Source organism: Citrobacter sp. C1 (assembly GCF_014596895.2).
GTDB classification, from domain to species: domain Bacteria; phylum Pseudomonadota; class Gammaproteobacteria; order Enterobacterales; family Enterobacteriaceae; genus Citrobacter; species Citrobacter gillenii.
Genome location: NZ_CP115035.1, coordinates 4,677,441 through 4,693,509, shown reverse-complemented (window position 1 = coordinate 4,693,509; position 16,069 = coordinate 4,677,441). Strand labels below are relative to the sequence as shown.

Below are 16,069 nucleotides of genomic sequence, written 5' to 3'. Positions count from 1 at the left end.
GAAACTTAGCCTTTCACACCGCCTGCCGTCAGGCCGTTAACCAGCCAGCGCTGGGCCAGCAGGAACACCAGGGTGATCGGAATAGCAGAAAGCACGGCTGCAGCGGCAAAGTCGCCCCACAAATAGTTCTGTGGATTGAGATACTGCTGCATACCGACTGCCAGGGTATAGCTGTTCACATCACGCAACAACAGTGAGGCGACCGGGACTTCGGTAATTGCGGCGATGAAGGACAGAATGAACACCACCGCCAGAATCGGCACCGACAACGGCAACAGCACCAGGCGGAATGCCTGCCACGGCGTTGCGCCATCCAGCGCGGCCGCTTCTTCCAGTGAACCGTCGATGGTTTCGAAATACCCCTTGATTGTCCAGACGTGCAGCGCAATGCCGCCAAGGTAGGCGAAGATCACGCCACCGTGGGTGTTCAGACCGATAAACGGAATGTACTGGCCCAGACGGTCAAACAAGGCATATAACGCCACCAGCGACAGTACCGCCGGGAACATCTGGAAAATCAGCATGCCTTTCAGCAACGTGGCTTTACCTGGGAAGCGCATGCGGGCGAAGGCGTAAGCACAGGTGGTGGAGAGGGTCACGATACCGATCGCGGTAATGGTGGCCACTTTCACCGAGTTCCACAGCCACAGCAGCACCGGGAACGGAGGCGGCGTCACGCGGCCATCCGCGTGTTCCACGCTAAAGCCCAGCGCCAGTTTCCAGTGCTCCCAGGAGATATTTTCCGGGATCAGACTGCCGGTGGCGAAGTTACCTTCGCGCAGCGAGATGGCAATGACCATCAGCAGCGGGAACATAATTGCCGCGATAAAAATCAGCAGACCTAAGTGCGTTGCGAATAAACGTAACTTTTGTGATTTCGGTTGGACCATAGCCATTGTCGTTATCTCCCTTAATCAAACTTCATACGTGTGGCTTTCAGGTTCACAATCGCCAGCGCGCCAACCAGCAGGAAGATCAGGGTGGCTATCGCCGCCGCCAGACCGAAGTCCTGACCGCCGCCGCCTTCAAAGGCGATACGGTAGGTGTAACTGACGAGCAGGTCGGTATAACCGGCTGGCGTGGTGGTACCGAGTCGGTCCGGGCCACCGTTGGTCAACAGCTGAATCAGCACGAAGTTGTTAAAGTTAAAGGCAAAGCTGGCGATCATCAGCGGCGTCAGCGGCTTGATCAGCAACGGCAGCGTAATCTTAAAGAAGTTCTGGAATGGGCCAGCGCCATCCATTGCCGAGGCTTCATACAGATCGTCGGGAATCGCCTTCAGCAGCCCCATGCACAGGATCATCATGTACGGATAGCCCAGCCAGGTGTTGACGATGATAATCATCGAACGCGCGGTGGTTGGGTCGCTGAACCAGGCCGGCTTGATGCCGAACAGCGCGCTCAACATCATGTTGATTTCACCGAAGCTCTGGTTAAATAACCCCTTGAAAATCAGTATCGAGATAAACGACGGCACGGCGTAAGGCAGAATCAGCAGCACGCGATAAATCGCTTTGCCTTTCAGCGATTCCCATTGCACCAGACAGGCCAGAATCATACCGACGGCAACGGTCAGGATGACGGTGAGCACTGAGAAGACGACGGTCCAGATAAAGATCGCGAAGAACGGTTTCTGAATGCCTTCATCGGTAAAGACGCGGGTGAAGTTATCCCAGCCGATGGCGACGGTATAGCCTGGGCTGAGTTTCTCTGTACCCCAGCTACCGTCTAGCGCGAGTGACTGGTAGTAACCAATATCGTTATTTGCACGGTATTTTACGCCGCTCTGATTGTTGGTGAGCGTGCCGTCATCAGCAAGCGTATACAGCGGCTGCGTACCGGAGAACTGGCGCAGCGAGCTCATAATCACCTTGCTGTCATCCGGCAGCACGGCGGTCAGTTGGGTCAGCGCCTGGCGGTTTTGCGTGATGATACGCAGCGTGGCACGTTCACCTGCTGGCAGCGCTTCGGCTTCTTTCAGTTGTAGTTTCTGCTCGCCACCAAATTTAAAGGCGTCGGAGACATAATTTTTACCTGTTTCACCGTCGGTGAGGGCCAGTTGCCACTCCGTACCCGCCGGATACAGACCAAAGTTGTAGGTTTTACCCGCCTGATAAGAACGGTCCATCAGGACTTCCTGGGCGCGCTCAAAGGTCAGTTGGTTGGTACTACTGTAGTTGGTAAAGGCAATTGCAATGGTGCAAATGAGTGGGAACAGAACAAATAACCCCATACCAGCCACGCCAGGATAGACATAGCGCCAGGCATAGGCTTTACGGTTGGCGAAAATATACAGGCCAGCAGAGCTTAAAATAAGCGTCATGATGGCAAACAGGTACTCCCCCTGAGCGTACATCAAAACAACAAGGTAGCCCACCAGCAGACCCAGCAGACCCATCACTGACCATTTCAGCGTGTCGCTTTGCCACCAGTATTTCTTTTTAATGACATCCATGGGGATCTTCCTCTACAACTTTGAACATCTGTCGGCAAAAATGCCTGATGGCGCTGCGCTTATCAGGCCTACAGTGATTTGTAGGCCGGATAAGGCATTCATGCCGCCATCCGGCACGTGCGCTACAGCATTACTTGGTGATACGACCTTGTGCATCTTTCAGCGCAGCATCAACGGTTTGACGACCGCTGGCGGCGTTGATCACTGCGGTACGAACGGCATACCAGAATGCAGACATCTGTGGGATGTTCGGCATGATTTCGCCTTTCTCGGCGTTACCCATGGTGGCCGCGATACGTGGATCTTTCGCTAACTCTTCCTGGAAGGATTTCAGCGCGACGGCACCCAGCGGTTTGTCCTTGTTCACTTCATCCAGACCCTGATCGGTCAGCAGGTAGTTTTCGAGGAACTCTTTCGCCAGTTCTTTGTTCGGGCTGGCGGCGTTAATACCGGCGCTCAGTACGCCGACAAACGGTTTAGACGCTTTGCCTTTGAAGGTTGGCAGCAGCGTTACGCCGTAGTTCACCTTGCTCTTATCGATGTTCGACCAGGCCCACGGACCGTTGATGGTCATCGCGGTATCGCCTTTGTTAAAGGCCGCTTCAGCGATGGAGTAGTCGGTATCCGCGTTCATGTGTTTGTTCTTAATCAGATCGACCAGGAAGGTCAGACCCGCTTTCGCGCCAGCGTTATCCACGCCCACGTCTTTGACGTCGTATTTGCCGTTTTCAAACTTGAACGCGTATCCGCCGTCGGCAGCAATCAGCGGCCAGGTGAAGTACGGTTCTTGCAGGTTGAACATCAGGGCAGATTTGCCTTTCGCCTTCAGCTCTTTATCCAGCGCAGGAATTTCTTCCCAGGTTTTCGGTGGGTTTGGCACGAGGTCTTTGTTGTAAATCAGCGACAGTGCTTCAACGGCGATCGGGTAGGCGATCAGCTTACCGTTGTAACGTACGGCATCCCAGGTGAACGGGAACAGTTTGTCCTGGAACGCTTTGTCTGGCGTAACTTCAGCCAACAGACCCGATTGCGCGTAGCCGCCAAAACGGTCATGTGCCCAGAAGATGATGTCCGGGCCGTCACCGGTCGCGGCAACCTGCGGGAATTTTTCTTCCAGCTTATCCGGATGTTCAATGGTGACTTTGATGCCGGTGTCTTTCTCGAATTTTTTACCCACTTCAGCGAGGCCGTTATAGCCTTTGTCGCCGTTGATCCAGATAACCAGTTTGCCCTCTTCAATCTTGGCGAGAGCCGAGGCGGAAAACATCATCGTCGTCAATGCAGACAATGCGAGGATGCGTGCGCCGGTTTTGATTTTCATATTCCCCATCCTTTTTGGTGATGTGCGCTTGGATACACAGAGGTGGCTTAACGGTGTCTAGTTTCTTTATACGGCAACCTCTTTCCATCCTCCTTACCCCTACGCCCCACCCATTCTTTATGTGATCTGTGTTACAGAAATGTGAGTAATGCGTGCTGGCGCACATAAAAACCCACTGATTTTTGCGGGCGACATCACGAAATTCCTTGGCAGCGTACGGCCCGGGTCTCAGACGCGACTCTCTCATCCTCCCGCCTCCTCCCCCATAAAAAAGCTGGGGGGTGGAGGATTCACGCTCCTAATGGATAACGCATAGTCAGCCCATGATGAATGTTGCTGTCGATGACAGGTTGTAACGAAGGGAGAAGGGCATGGCGAGCGTACAGCTGCGAAATGTAACGAAAGCCTGGGGTGACGTGGTGGTATCGAAGGATATCAATCTCGACATTCACGAAGGAGAGTTCGTGGTATTTGTCGGACCGTCAGGCTGCGGTAAGTCGACCTTGCTGCGTATGATCGCCGGGCTGGAAACCATCACCAGCGGCGACCTGTTTATCGGGGACACCCGAATGAACGACATCCCGCCCGCCGAACGCGGCGTGGGTATGGTCTTCCAGTCCTACGCGCTGTATCCCCATTTATCCGTCGCCGAGAACATGTCTTTCGGTCTCAAACTGGCCGGTGCCAAAAAAGACGTCATGAACCAGCGTGTGAATCAGGTCGCTGAAGTCCTGCAGCTGGCGCACCTGCTTGAGCGTAAGCCAAAAGCACTCTCTGGCGGTCAGCGTCAACGCGTGGCGATTGGCCGTACGCTGGTGGCTGAACCGCGCGTGTTCCTGCTCGATGAACCGCTTTCTAACCTGGATGCAGCACTGCGTGTGCAGATGCGTATTGAAATCTCCCGCCTGCATAAACGTCTGGGCCGCACGATGATTTACGTCACCCACGATCAGGTCGAAGCGATGACGCTGGCTGACAAAATCGTGGTGCTGGATGCGGGCCGCGTCGCGCAGGTCGGCAAGCCGCTGGAGCTGTATCACTACCCAGCCGACCGCTTTGTGGCGGGCTTTATTGGTTCACCGAAGATGAACTTCCTGCCGGTGAAAGTCACCGCAACCGCAATCGACCAGGTGCAGGTTGAATTACCTAACCGCCAGCAAATCTGGCTACCGGTAGAAAGCCGTGCCGTGCAGGTTGGCGCCAACATGTCCTTAGGTATTCGCCCGGAACATCTGCTGCCCAGCGATATCGCTGACGTCACCCTCGAAGGTGAAGTTCAGGTGGTCGAGCAGTTGGGCCACGAAACGCAAATTCATATCCAGATCCCCGCCATCCGTCAAAACCTGGTATACCGCCAGAATGACGTGGTGTTGGTAGAAGAGGGTGCCACATTCGCTATCGGCCTGCCGCCAGAGCGTTGCCATCTGTTCCGTGAAGATGGCACTGCATGTCGTCGGTTGCATCAAGAGCCGGGCGTTTAAGGTGTCCCATTAAAAAAAAGCGCAAATCCGTCAAGGTGAAGCGTTCAAAGAAAAGCAATGATCTCAGGAGATAGAATGATGATTACTCTGCGCAAACTCCCTCTGGCGGTTGCTGTAGCAGCAGGCATTATGTCTGTTCAGGCAATGGCCGTGGATTTCCATGGTTATGCTCGTTCCGGTATCGGCTGGACGGGTAGTGGCGGCGAACAACAGTGTTTCCAGGCAACCGGTGCACAAAGTAAATACCGTCTCGGTAACGAATGTGAAACCTATGCGGAAATTAAACTGGGTCAGGAAGTGTGGAAAGAGGGCGATAAGAGCTTCTACTTCGACACCAACGTCGCCTACTCCGTCGCACAGCAGAATGACTGGGAAGGAACTGACCCGGCATTCCGTGAAGCAAACGTGCAGGGTAAAAACCTGATTGAATGGCTGCCAGGTTCCACCATTTGGGCCGGTAAGCGCTTCTACCAGCGTCATGATGTGCACATGATCGACTTCTACTACTGGGATATTTCAGGTCCTGGTGCCGGTATTGAAAACATCGATCTGGGCTTCGGTAAACTGGCGCTGGCAGCGACCCGTTCTCAGGAAGCGGGCGGCTCTTACGCGTTCAGCAGCCAGAATATTTATGATCGTACCAAAGACACCGCCAACGACGTGTTCGACGTGCGTTTAGCGCAAATGGCGATTAACCCGGACGGTATGCTGGAACTGGGTGTGGACTACGGTCGTGCTAACACCACCGACGACTACAGCCTGGCAGACGGCGCATCAAAAGATGGCTGGATGTTCACCGCTGAACATACTCAGAGCATGCTGAAAGGCTATAACAAGTTTGTTGTTCAGTATGCGACAGACTCCATGACCACGCAGGGTAAAGGCCTGAACCAGGGCTCTTACGGTTCTTCTACGACAACCATTACCAATCCGGATGGTACTAAGACTAACTTCGCCAATAACGTGGTGAATAACAACGGTAGCCTGTTCCGCGTGCTGGACCACGGTGCTATCTCGCTGGGCGACAAATGGGACCTGATGTACGTCGGTATGTACCAGAACCTCGACATGGATAACGACCTGGGTACCGAATGGTACACCGTGGGTATCCGTCCGATGTACAAATGGACGCCGATCATGAGCACCCTGCTGGAAGTGGGCTATGACAACGTGAAATCGCAGCAGACCAGCGATCGCAACAGCCAGTACAAAGTCACCCTGGCGCAACAATGGCAGGCGGGCGACAGCATCTGGTCTCGTCCGGCAATCCGCGTCTTCGCAACCTATGCCAAATGGGATGAAGAGTGGGGTTATGTGAAAAATGGTAACGACGTTACCAAATTCGCGGCAGCAACCAACTCCGGTCTCAGCACCACCAGCCGTGGCGACAGCGACGAGTGGTCCTTCGGCGCCCAGATGGAAATCTGGTGGTAATCCAGCATTAACCTGACGTAAAGACCGAAAGAGGGGCGTAAGCCCCTCTTACTTAAGGTTTAGCGCGCTATTGCCTGGCCACCGCTGAACCCATGCTATCTGAGGTGATAACAATGAAAATGAAGAAAAGTCTCGTTGCCCTTTGTTTATCTGCAGGGTTATTTGCCAGTGCGCCCGGCATCAGCCTGGCCGATGTGAATTTTGTGCCGCAGAACACCACCGGCGCACCCGCAATCCCCACTGCCGCACTGCAACAATTAGCCTGGACGCCTGTTGATCAATCTAAGGTACAGTCCACACAGCTTGCGACCGCCGGTCAGCGTCTGGACGTAGCGGGAATTAGCGGTCCGGTTGCCGCCTATAGCGTACCGGCCAATATTGGTGAGCTGACCCTGACGCTCTCCAGTGAAGTGAACAAACAAACCAGCGTATTTGCGCCAAACGTCCTGATTCTTGATCAGAACATGACGCCATCTGCTTTCTTCCCCAGCAGCTATTTCACCTATCAGGAGCCCGGCGTGATGAGCGCGGATCGCCTGGAAGGGGTCATGCGCCTGACGCCAGCGCTGGGCCAGCAGAAGCTCTATGTTCTGGTCTTCACCACCGAGAAAGATCTCCAGCAGACCACGACTCTGCTTGACCCGGCAAAAGCCTATGCCAAGGGCGTGGGTAACGCCGTGCCGGATATCCCGGATCCGATCGCTCGTCATACCACAGATGGCTTGCTGAAACTAAAAGTCAAAACCAGCTCCTCCTCCAGCGTGCTGGTCGGGCCGCTGTTTGGCTCATCCGGTCCGGGACCGGTGACGGTGGGCAATACTGCCGCACCAGCAGCGGCCTATGCGGCTCCGGCTGCGGTGGCAGCTGCCCCGGTCGCCGCACCAGCCCCGCAGAAAAGCGAGCCGATGCTGAACGACACGGAAAGCTATTTTAACCAGGCGATTAAGGATGCTGTGGCGAAAGGCGATGTCGATAAAGCGCTGAAGCTGCTTGATGAAGCTGAACGTCTGGGATCCAAATCTGCCCGTTCCACCTTTATCAGCAGTGTAAAAGGCAAGGGGTAACCGTCTCCCCACATTGCTGATTTTGCAACAACTGGTGCGTCTCCTGGCGCACCTTTTTTTATCCTTCCATGCTACTTGTTATGCTTGTGTTGCTCCGCCGATCACTTAATCATGTTTGCTCACCCCGTAATGCCTTTTCTGCGATACAATGCCTGAACGTGATAAATCGGAGAGTAAGGCATGCCACACCCTGCGTTAACGCAACTGCGTGCGCTGCGTTATTTTGATGCGATCCCGACGCTGGACCCCCAACTGCTTGACTGGTTGTTACTGGAAGACTCCATGACCCAACGTTTTGAGCAGCAGGGAAAGCAGGTCAGCGTAACGTTGATACGAGAAGGATTTGTTGGGCAAAATGAGGTGGCCGAAGAACTGACGCTGCTGCCGACAGAATCCCGCTATTGGTTACGTGAAATCCTGCTCTGCGCGGATGGTGAACCCTGGCTTGCCGGGCGCACCGTGGTGCCGGAATCGACATTGTGTGGCCCTGAACTGGCCTTGCAAAATCTGGGGAAAACCCCGCTCGGGCGCTACCTGTTTACGTCATCGACATTGACCCGAGATTTTATTGAGATTGGCCGCGATGCAGAGCTGTGGGGGCGTCGTTCCCGCCTGCGGCTGAGCGGTAAGCCACTGATGCTTACCGAGCTTTTTTTACCTGCATCGCCGTTGTACTGAGAGGAAGATAAAGATGGAGTGGAGTCTGACGCAGAATAAGCTGCTGGCGTTTCACCGCTTGATGCGTACGGATAAGCCAATCGGCGCCTTACTGCTGCTCTGGCCAACGCTGTGGGCGTTGTGGGTGGCGACCCCTGGGGTTCCGCAATTGTGGATCCTGGCGGTGTTTGTGGCTGGCGTCTGGTTAATGCGCGCCGCCGGATGCGTGGTGAATGATTATGCTGACCGCAAATTTGACGGTCATGTGAAACGCACCGCGAACCGACCGCTGCCAAGCGGTGCCGTGACGGAGAAAGAAGCCCGCACGTTGTTTGTTGTGCTGGTGTTGCTCGCCTTCTTGCTGGTCCTGACGCTCAACACGATGACCATTTTGTTGTCGATTGCCGCGTTGGCGCTGGCGTGGGTTTATCCCTTCATGAAGCGCTATACGCACCTGCCGCAGGTGGTGCTGGGTGCGGCGTTTGGCTGGTCTATCCCGATGGCGTTTGCCGCCGTGAGCGAGTCGGTACCGCTCAGCTGCTGGTTGATGTTTCTGGCCAATATTCTCTGGGCAGTGGCTTATGACACCCAATATGCGATGGTCGACCGCGATGATGACCTGAAGATTGGCATTAAATCGACCGCTATCCTGTTCGGCCAAAACGACAAACTGATTATTGGTCTTCTGCAAGTGGGCGTACTGGTGCTGATGGCGCTGGTGGGCTGGCTGAACGGACTGGCGCTGGGCTATTACTGGTCTTTGCTGGTAGCAGGGGCGCTGTTTGTGTATCAGCAGAAGCTGATCGTTAACCGCGAGCGGGATGCCTGCTTTAAAGCATTTATGAATAACAACTACGTGGGCCTGGTGTTGTTCTTAGGCCTTGCGATGAGTTACTGGCATCTTTGAGTTTTAGTCTGCGATAAAAAAAAACCGGTCATTTCGACCGGTTTTTTTATGCTTACTCACCCTGAGTGGCGCTCTCGATGGTCAGACGGACATCCGACGTCACCAGTTCGGCCAGCATCTGGTAAATCTTCATCGTCTCTTCCGGCTCGGCATCTCCGGTGTCGCTGATGTAGCCTTCGTCACGCAGGGTCAGCACCAGGGAACTGAACACCGCTTTATCGAAGAATTCCGGTGCGTTGATACCGTGCAGTACGGAAAGACGTTGAGCGACGGTGCGGCTCTCTTTCTCCAGCGTACCGCGGTTGATCGACGGATTCGCGCTCAACAGCCAGAAGGTGATGGCGTAGCGCTGCAGAGTCTCACGCGCACCTGCGGCCAGCAGCTGTAGCGTGCGGGAGCGTGCCGGGTTGATTTGCAGCTCATCGTTTTGCAACGTAATCAGACCCTGACGCTGCATTTCTCCAGCCAGTTCGTCGATCACCCCTGTAAGCTCATCGCGCTCCCAGCGCAGGAACAGCTCGGCTTTCAGCATCGGATACAGTGCATCAATATGTTGCTGCAATGCGACGCGTGAAATCCGGCGATGCTGAGTCACAATCGCCGCCATCAGTGACGGCAGTACCAGCATATGCGCAATATTGTTGCGGTAGTAAGTCATCAATACCGCCTGCTCGCGCGGCAGAATGATGATGTCACCGATGGTATCTTTCTCGACCTCAAACTTGTTCATCTGCAGGGCGTGATCGATAAGCTCACTGGCACTCTGCGTCGGAACCGTTGCATCTGATGCATACGGTACGTTACGCAGCAGGCTGAGGTAGCAATCAAGCTGCTCAGTTAACTGCTCGCGGGTCAGGGAACGCTGGCGGGATGCAAGTAGCGCGGTACAGCACAGGTTCATGGCGTTGGCCGCACCGGCGTTGTTAATGCGCACCATCAGATCGGCGGCAATGTTATTGACCGTCGGCGTCAGCCAGGCAGGGCGAATCGACTCGATAGGATCGATAGACTCACGCCACTCCGGCACGTGCTGATTGAGGTAGGTCATCAATGGCATCGGTTCGCCAAAGTTGACGTAGCCCTGACCCAGATTACGCAGCTTGCTTAAGCCACGCAGCATCTGCGGCAGGCTCTCTTTCTCTTTTGTCGCGCCACGCAGTTCTTTCGCGTAGGTGCCGACTTCCATCACGTGCTCGTAGCCAATGTAAATCGGCACCAGGGTGATAGGACGCGTACCGCCGCGCAGCATTGCCTGGATGGTCATCGATAGCGTGCCGGTTTTCGGATCCAGCAAACGACCGGTACGTGAGCGCCCACCTTCGACAAAGTACTCAACCGAATAACCGCGGCTGAACAACTCGCCGAGGTATTCGCGGAATACGGTGGAATAGAGCTTATTGCCCTTGAAGGTACGACGAATAAAGAACGCACCCAGGCGGCGGAAAATCGGGCCAGCCGGCCAGAAGTTCAGGTTGATCCCGGCCGCAATGTGCGGAGGAACCAGCCCCTGGTGATACAGAACGTACGACAGCAGCATGTAATCCATATGGCTGCGGTGGCAGGGGACATAGACAATTTCATGCCCGTCGTGGGCCAGTTGGCGAACGCGTTCTGCATTGTGAACGTTAATACCCTGATACAGTCGGTTCCAGGTGAATCCCAGAATACGGTCAGTCAGGCGGATCATCTCGTAGGAGAAGTTGGCGGCGATCTCTTCCATCAGCGCAATGGCATTTTGCTGCGCTTTTTCGTGGGAGATTTTTTTACTGCGGGCTTCATCTTCTACCGCACGGGCGATTGCTTTTGAGGCCAGCAGCTTATTAAACAGATCCTGGCGGGCAGGGAGGCGCGGGCCAACAGCAGCTAAACGCTGACGGGCAAAGTGCATACGCGCCACGCGCGCCAGTTTCTGAGCGATGATTTTATCCGTACCGTGTTCGTCTGCCATGCGGCGCAGAGAGACCGACGGCGAGAAACGGACAAAACTGTCGCGACCGAGCCAGGAAACGGCGAAGAATTTCTGTACGCCGTTCAGCATGCGCAGCGGCGGGTTGACTTCACCTTTTTCGCGGCCAGGCGCGCGGCCAAACATCACCGAAACCGGCACCATCTGCACATCCAGGTCAGGATTGCTGCGATGCAGATCGAGATAGTTATGGAACAGCTTGATGGACTCTTCTTTTGGCGTGTAATAGGTGAACACACGCGGACCGCCGTGAATAAACACGTAGCGCGGCAGTAAAGTCCCGTCTATCTCCAGCGGTTCCAGGGGATCGGGAAGATCGTGCGCCAAACATTGGGCACGTAGCGTCAGCAAGTCTGCTTTTGAGTTGTACGGTAGGACGTACATAATGGGACGAGACGTATCGAGTCCCAACTCCGGGGCAGGTTCTGCCGGAATAGACTTGCTTTTTACCAGGACGCTTAATGGTAAATTCAGTAATTTGTAGTAAATTCGTGGCCAGCCGGACATAAACGATGTAAAGCCTCTGGTTAATAATGCAAATGCGCTGCAAGGATATCAGAAAGTTTAGTGAATTTCTGGTGTATCCCGTCATACTTCGCGCTGCTTTGCCACACCCTGAAACAAACGGGGTAACGTTACAATGACATTGACGCTAATAATGTAAAAAGGTTCTTTTGATGGCCAATAATACCACTGGATTCACCCGAATTATCAAAGCTGCTGGCTACTCGTGGAAAGGTTTTCGCGCCGCATGGATAAATGAAGCGGCATTTCGTCAGGAAAGCGTTGCCGTACTGCTGGGCGTCGCCATCGCCTGCTGGCTGGACGTCGACGCCATTACCCGTGTGTTGTTGATTGGTTCAGTAATGCTGGTGATGATCGTTGAAATCTTAAACAGCGCTATTGAAGCAGTGGTCGACCGTATTGGATCGGAGCATCACGAACTTTCCGGTCGAGCGAAAGATATGGGGTCGGCGGCTGTTCTGCTGTCTATTTTTGTCGCCCTGATCACCTGGGGCATCCTGTTGTGGTCCCATTTTCGATAAGGATTCCACAACTTCATAAATCTCCTGTTTTTTGTGCAGTTTGCGGTTCCAAAATCGCCTTTAGCTGTATATACTCACAGCATAACTGTATATACACCCAGGGGGCGGAATGAAAGCGTTAACGGCCAGGCAGCAAGAGGTGTTTGATCTCATTCGGGATCACATCAGCCAGACAGGTATGCCACCGACGCGTGCGGAGATCGCGCAGCGTTTGGGATTCCGTTCCCCAAACGCGGCTGAAGAACACCTTAAAGCGCTGGCGCGTAAAGGGGTGCTCGAAATCGTCTCTGGTGCATCGCGTGGTATTCGTCTGTTGCATGAAGAAGAGGTAGGATTACCGCTTGTAGGTCGCGTTGCTGCAGGTGAGCCGCTGCTGGCGCAACAGCACATCGAAGGCCACTATCAGGTTGATCCATCCCTGTTCAAACCTAATGCTGATTTCCTGCTGCGCGTCAGCGGTATGTCAATGAAAGACATTGGTATTATGGATGGCGATCTGCTGGCAGTGCATAAGACACAGGACGTGCGTAACGGCCAGGTGGTTGTTGCCCGCATTGATGATGAAGTGACGGTTAAACGTCTGAAAAAACAGGGAAATAAAGTCGAGCTTCTGCCAGAAAACAGCGAGTTCAAACCGATCGTTGTCGACCTGCGTGAGCAGAACTTCACCATTGAAGGACTGGCCGTCGGCGTTATCCGTAACGGTGAATGGCTGTAACGGTCTGTTGATTTCCTGTAGGCCGGATAAGACGTTTACGTCGTCATCCGGCAACGTGCCCGGTGGCACTCTGTTTACCGGGCCTGTACGATTTTTTCCAGTATCTCTAACGTCTTCTCAGGCTCTCCTGTATGCCTTTTTTTACCTCCTCTGATAAAGCACTCTGGCACCTTGCCCTGCCAATGATTTTCTCCAATATCACCGTTCCCCTGCTGGGACTGGTGGATACGGCTGTGATTGGTCATCTGGATAGCCCGGTCTATTTGGGTGGCGTCGCAGTGGGTGCGACGGCAACCAGTTTTCTCTTTATGCTGCTGCTCTTTCTACGCATGAGTACCACCGGGCTGACGGCTCAGGCATTTGGCGCAAAAAATCCGCAGGCGTTGGCCCGAGCACTGGTGCAGCCGCTGATTCTGGCTTTGGGGGCGGGGGCGGCAATTGCGCTATTTCGTACGCCGATTATCGATCTGGCGTTACACATCGTGGGGGGGAGCGAAGCGGTACTGGAACAGGCCAGGCGCTTCCTTGAAATCCGTTGGCTCAGCGCGCCTGCCTCGCTGGCGAACCTGGTACTGCTTGGCTGGCTGCTGGGCGTTCAGTACGCGCGAGCACCGGTGATCCTGTTGATTGTCGGCAATATCCTCAACATTGTGCTCGATATATGGCTGGTGATGGGGCTGCATATGAACGTGCAGGGCGCCGCGCTGGCGACGGTGATTGCCGAATATGCCACGTTGCTGATTGGCCTGCTGATGGTGCGCAAGGTTCTCCACCTGCGCGGTGTTTCGCTCATGATGCTGAAACAGGCATGGCGCGGAAACTTCCGCCGTCTGATGGCGCTTAACCGCGACATCATGCTGCGTTCGCTGTTGCTGCAGCTGTGTTTTGGTGCGATTACGGTACTCGGGGCGCGTCTCGGGGGCGATATTATTGCGGTCAACGCCGTTCTGATGACCCTGTTGACCTTCACCGCCTATGCGCTGGACGGATTTGCCTATGCCGTGGAAGCGCACTCTGGTCAGGCTTATGGTGCCCGGGATGGCAGCCAACTGTTGGATGTCTGGCGCGCGGCGTGTCGACAGTCGGGCATTGTGGCGATCCTTTTTTCACTGATCTATGCCCTGTTTGGCGAGCACATTATTGCATCGTTGACCTCACTACCGCAGATTCAGCAGCTGGCCGATCGTTACCTTATCTGGCAGGTGGTGTTACCGCTGGTGGGCGTCTGGTGTTACCTGTTGGACGGCATGTTTATTGGCGCAACGCGTGCTGCGGAAATGCGTAACAGTATGGCCGTTGCCGCTGCGGGATTCGGCTTAACCTTATTCACGTTACCGCTGTTAGGCAACCACGGTTTGTGGCTGGCACTCGCCGTTTTTCTGGCGCTGCGCGGACTCTCGCTGGCTTTTATCTGGCGGCGTCACTGGCGAAATGGCACCTGGTTTTCCTGACTCGTATGGTTAAAAATTCCGAATAATAAATAGAACTCAGAATCACTGACTACACTTATTCTCACGTCCAGCAAAAACATAGCGTGTCTGGACGCAGCACTCTCGCTATTCACAACCTAACGATGAGGATTTGATGATGAATAAAGACGAAGTCGGTGGTAACTGGAAGCAGTTGAAAGGTAAAGTGAAAGAGCAATGGGGCAAACTGACCGATGATGATATGACGGTCATTGAAGGTAAGCGTGACCAACTGGTGGGTAAAGTCCAGGAACGTTACGGTTATGCGAAAGATCAGGCGGAGAAAGAAGTGAAGGATTGGGAAACCCGCAACGACTACCGTTGGTAATTATCCCCTCCCGCCTGAATGTACAAGGATGTACGTTCTCTCGCTTAACGCCCGACCTTCTTTTTTACCTGAATCGTGTGATCATGCTGGCAGTCGCCAGGATGACGGCAGGCTTCAACTTCCACACAGACCTGGCACAGGCCATGCGCTTCAATTACGTTATGACGTAGGGCAAAGCCCATCTTGGCCGCCAGCGTATGCATGATGTCTTCCACGCCCTCCGCACACTCTTCTTTCACCACGCCGCAGCGGTCACAAATGAACATCGCGGAGCTGTGGGTGGGCTGATCAAACAAATGGCAAAGCACGTAGCTGTTGGTGGATTCTACCTTGTGGACAAAACCTTGTTCGAGCAGAAAATCGAGCGCACGATAGACGGTAGGCGGTTTAGCCTGTGGTTCAGTTTCCCGTAATAAATCCAGCAGGTCATATGCGCTGATTGCCCCTTCCTGGAGGCTCATCAGGCGCAGCACTTCGAGGCGTTGCGGCGTGAGTCGCACGTTACGTTGCGCACAGAGTTTTTCAGCGTGAGCCAGCAACTCCTGCGTAGGGGTTCTTTCCATTTTTGCGCCTCGATTTGCGTGGAAGGTTAATCCCTTACTTTATCATGTTCTGCATAAAACGCCGAGATCAGCCGTGGTGTGCTATACCTGACGCATCGCAATACTGGAAAATATAAAATGAAAAGACCGGATTGTATTCGCCACTGGCGTGAGGTGGAGGGGGCTGACGACGCTACCTATCCCGGAAGTGATGAGCTGTTTTCTATCGGCGCACCGCTTGCTCGTAAGCTGGGCTTGGGTCGCCTCGGTATTCACCATGAACGCCTGCCTCCGGGCCGTCGCACCTCGTACCCTCACGCCGAAAGCGATGAAGAAGAGTTTATCTACGTGCTGGAAGGGTATCCGGAGGCCTGGATTAACGGCTATTTATGGAAGCTGGAACCGGGGGACAGCGTCGGATTTCCAGCGGGAACCGGCGTGTGTCACACCTTTATCAATAACACCAGTGAAGAGGTGCGACTGCTGGTCGTCGGCGAGGCAAATAAAAAATTCAATCGTATCTATTACCCACTGAATCCGGTGTATGCGGCCACGCGCGAGGATCGCTGGGTTGACCATCCACCACAGTTTTTTGGTTCCCACGACGGTAAACCCGGATCGAAATAGCATGAGGGGGGCCGTGACGATGTGGCTCACTATCGTCGCGGTCTATGCTATAGT

General features: G+C 54.3%; 15 protein-coding genes. 10 read left to right on the top strand and 5 right to left on the bottom strand.

Annotated features, from left to right (window positions below):
- Positions 1-5: 5 nt before the first annotated feature.
- The 3 genes from malG to malE form a co-directional block, all read right to left on the bottom strand.
- The gene (gene malG, locus IB214_RS22475; RefSeq protein WP_043018069.1) at positions 6-896 is read right to left on the bottom strand and encodes a maltose ABC transporter permease MalG; all 891 of its coding nucleotides are present in this window, start codon (positions 894-896) and stop codon (positions 6-8) included.
- Between the two features lie 14 nt (positions 897-910).
- Entirely contained in the window at positions 911-2,455 is a 1,545-nt protein-coding gene (gene malF, locus IB214_RS22470) for a maltose ABC transporter permease MalF (RefSeq protein WP_117343610.1), read from the bottom strand.
- Between the two features lie 130 nt (positions 2,456-2,585).
- Positions 2,586-3,776 carry a maltose/maltodextrin ABC transporter substrate-binding protein MalE gene (malE, locus tag IB214_RS22465; protein WP_096758727.1) on the bottom strand — a complete coding sequence of 397 codons (1,191 nt, stop codon included), beginning with the start codon at positions 3,774-3,776 and terminating at the stop codon, positions 2,586-2,588.
- A gap of 371 nt (positions 3,777-4,147) precedes the next feature.
- Here malE and malK point away from each other — a divergent pair, with 371 nt between their 5' ends.
- From malK to ubiA, 5 genes are all read left to right on the top strand, one after another.
- Positions 4,148-5,257, top strand: coding sequence for a maltose/maltodextrin ABC transporter ATP-binding protein MalK (gene malK / locus IB214_RS22460; RefSeq protein WP_096758726.1), 1,110 nt, complete (start codon positions 4,148-4,150; stop codon positions 5,255-5,257).
- A gap of 75 nt (positions 5,258-5,332) precedes the next feature.
- Positions 5,333-6,691 carry a maltoporin gene (locus IB214_RS22455; protein ID WP_117343609.1) on the top strand — a complete coding sequence of 453 codons (1,359 nt, stop codon included), beginning with the start codon at positions 5,333-5,335 and terminating at the stop codon, positions 6,689-6,691.
- 113 nt (positions 6,692-6,804) lie between these two features.
- A complete protein-coding gene (gene malM / locus IB214_RS22450; protein WP_115259707.1) occupies positions 6,805-7,755 on the top strand; it encodes a maltose operon protein MalM in 951 nt (316 codons plus the stop codon).
- A 180-nt stretch (positions 7,756-7,935) separates the two neighbouring features.
- The gene (gene ubiC / locus IB214_RS22445; RefSeq protein ID WP_096758723.1) at positions 7,936-8,433 is read left to right on the top strand and encodes a chorismate lyase; all 498 of its coding nucleotides are present in this window, start codon (positions 7,936-7,938) and stop codon (positions 8,431-8,433) included.
- A 13-nt stretch (positions 8,434-8,446) separates the two neighbouring features.
- Entirely contained in the window at positions 8,447-9,319 is an 873-nt protein-coding gene (gene ubiA, locus IB214_RS22440) for a 4-hydroxybenzoate octaprenyltransferase (RefSeq protein ID WP_096758722.1), read from the top strand.
- Positions 9,320-9,371: 52 nt separating this feature from the next.
- Here ubiA and plsB read toward each other — a convergent pair whose 3' ends face one another.
- Entirely contained in the window at positions 9,372-11,792 is a 2,421-nt protein-coding gene (gene plsB, locus IB214_RS22435) for a glycerol-3-phosphate 1-O-acyltransferase PlsB (protein WP_115259706.1), read from the bottom strand.
- Between the two features lie 170 nt (positions 11,793-11,962).
- On the opposite strand from plsB, the gene IB214_RS22430 reads away from it, so the two are divergent.
- The 4 genes from IB214_RS22430 to IB214_RS22415 all read left to right on the top strand — a co-directional run bounded on the left by IB214_RS22430 (position 11,963) and on the right by IB214_RS22415 (position 14,846).
- Positions 11,963-12,331, top strand: a complete 369-nt coding sequence (locus IB214_RS22430; RefSeq protein ID WP_117343608.1) for a diacylglycerol kinase — start codon at positions 11,963-11,965, stop codon at positions 12,329-12,331.
- 109 nt (positions 12,332-12,440) lie between these two features.
- Positions 12,441-13,049 carry a transcriptional repressor LexA gene (gene lexA / locus IB214_RS22425; protein WP_096758720.1) on the top strand — a complete coding sequence of 203 codons (609 nt, stop codon included), beginning with the start codon at positions 12,441-12,443 and terminating at the stop codon, positions 13,047-13,049.
- A gap of 131 nt (positions 13,050-13,180) precedes the next feature.
- Positions 13,181-14,500 carry an MATE family efflux transporter DinF gene (gene dinF / locus IB214_RS22420; protein WP_117343607.1) on the top strand — a complete coding sequence of 440 codons (1,320 nt, stop codon included), beginning with the start codon at positions 13,181-13,183 and terminating at the stop codon, positions 14,498-14,500.
- Positions 14,501-14,636: 136 nt separating this feature from the next.
- Entirely contained in the window at positions 14,637-14,846 is a 210-nt protein-coding gene (locus tag IB214_RS22415) for a CsbD family protein (RefSeq protein ID WP_096758718.1), read from the top strand.
- A 44-nt stretch (positions 14,847-14,890) separates the two neighbouring features.
- Here IB214_RS22415 and zur read toward each other — a convergent pair whose 3' ends face one another.
- The gene (gene zur, locus IB214_RS22410; RefSeq protein WP_096758717.1) at positions 14,891-15,409 is read right to left on the bottom strand and encodes a zinc uptake transcriptional repressor Zur; all 519 of its coding nucleotides are present in this window, start codon (positions 15,407-15,409) and stop codon (positions 14,891-14,893) included.
- 117 nt (positions 15,410-15,526) lie between these two features.
- Here zur and IB214_RS22405 point away from each other — a divergent pair, with 117 nt between their 5' ends.
- Entirely contained in the window at positions 15,527-16,015 is a 489-nt protein-coding gene (locus tag IB214_RS22405) for a cupin domain-containing protein (RefSeq protein ID WP_115259704.1), read from the top strand.
- The last annotated feature ends 54 nt before the right edge of the window (positions 16,016-16,069 follow it).

Bases quoted from the DNA above. Each gene is read 5' to 3' on its own strand.
- malG (WP_043018069.1), bottom strand. From the start codon at position 896: ATGGCTATGGTCCAACCGAAATCACAAAAGTTACGTTTATTCGCAACG.
- malF (WP_117343610.1), bottom strand. From the start codon at position 2,455: ATGGATGTCATTAAAAAGAAATACTGGTGGCAAAGCGACACGCTGAAA.
- malE (WP_096758727.1), bottom strand. From the start codon at position 3,776: ATGAAAATCAAAACCGGCGCACGCATCCTCGCATTGTCTGCATTGACG.
- malK (WP_096758726.1), top strand. From the start codon at position 4,148: ATGGCGAGCGTACAGCTGCGAAATGTAACGAAAGCCTGGGGTGACGTG.
- IB214_RS22455 (WP_117343609.1), top strand. From the start codon at position 5,333: ATGATGATTACTCTGCGCAAACTCCCTCTGGCGGTTGCTGTAGCAGCA.
- malM (WP_115259707.1), top strand. From the start codon at position 6,805: ATGAAAATGAAGAAAAGTCTCGTTGCCCTTTGTTTATCTGCAGGGTTA.
- ubiC (WP_096758723.1), top strand. From the start codon at position 7,936: ATGCCACACCCTGCGTTAACGCAACTGCGTGCGCTGCGTTATTTTGAT.
- ubiA (WP_096758722.1), top strand. From the start codon at position 8,447: ATGGAGTGGAGTCTGACGCAGAATAAGCTGCTGGCGTTTCACCGCTTG.
- plsB (WP_115259706.1), bottom strand. From the start codon at position 11,792: ATGTCCGGCTGGCCACGAATTTACTACAAATTACTGAATTTACCATTA.
- IB214_RS22430 (WP_117343608.1), top strand. From the start codon at position 11,963: ATGGCCAATAATACCACTGGATTCACCCGAATTATCAAAGCTGCTGGC.
- lexA (WP_096758720.1), top strand. From the start codon at position 12,441: ATGAAAGCGTTAACGGCCAGGCAGCAAGAGGTGTTTGATCTCATTCGG.
- dinF (WP_117343607.1), top strand. From the start codon at position 13,181: ATGCCTTTTTTTACCTCCTCTGATAAAGCACTCTGGCACCTTGCCCTG.
- IB214_RS22415 (WP_096758718.1), top strand. From the start codon at position 14,637: ATGAATAAAGACGAAGTCGGTGGTAACTGGAAGCAGTTGAAAGGTAAA.
- zur (WP_096758717.1), bottom strand. From the start codon at position 15,409: ATGGAAAGAACCCCTACGCAGGAGTTGCTGGCTCACGCTGAAAAACTC.
- IB214_RS22405 (WP_115259704.1), top strand. From the start codon at position 15,527: ATGAAAAGACCGGATTGTATTCGCCACTGGCGTGAGGTGGAGGGGGCT.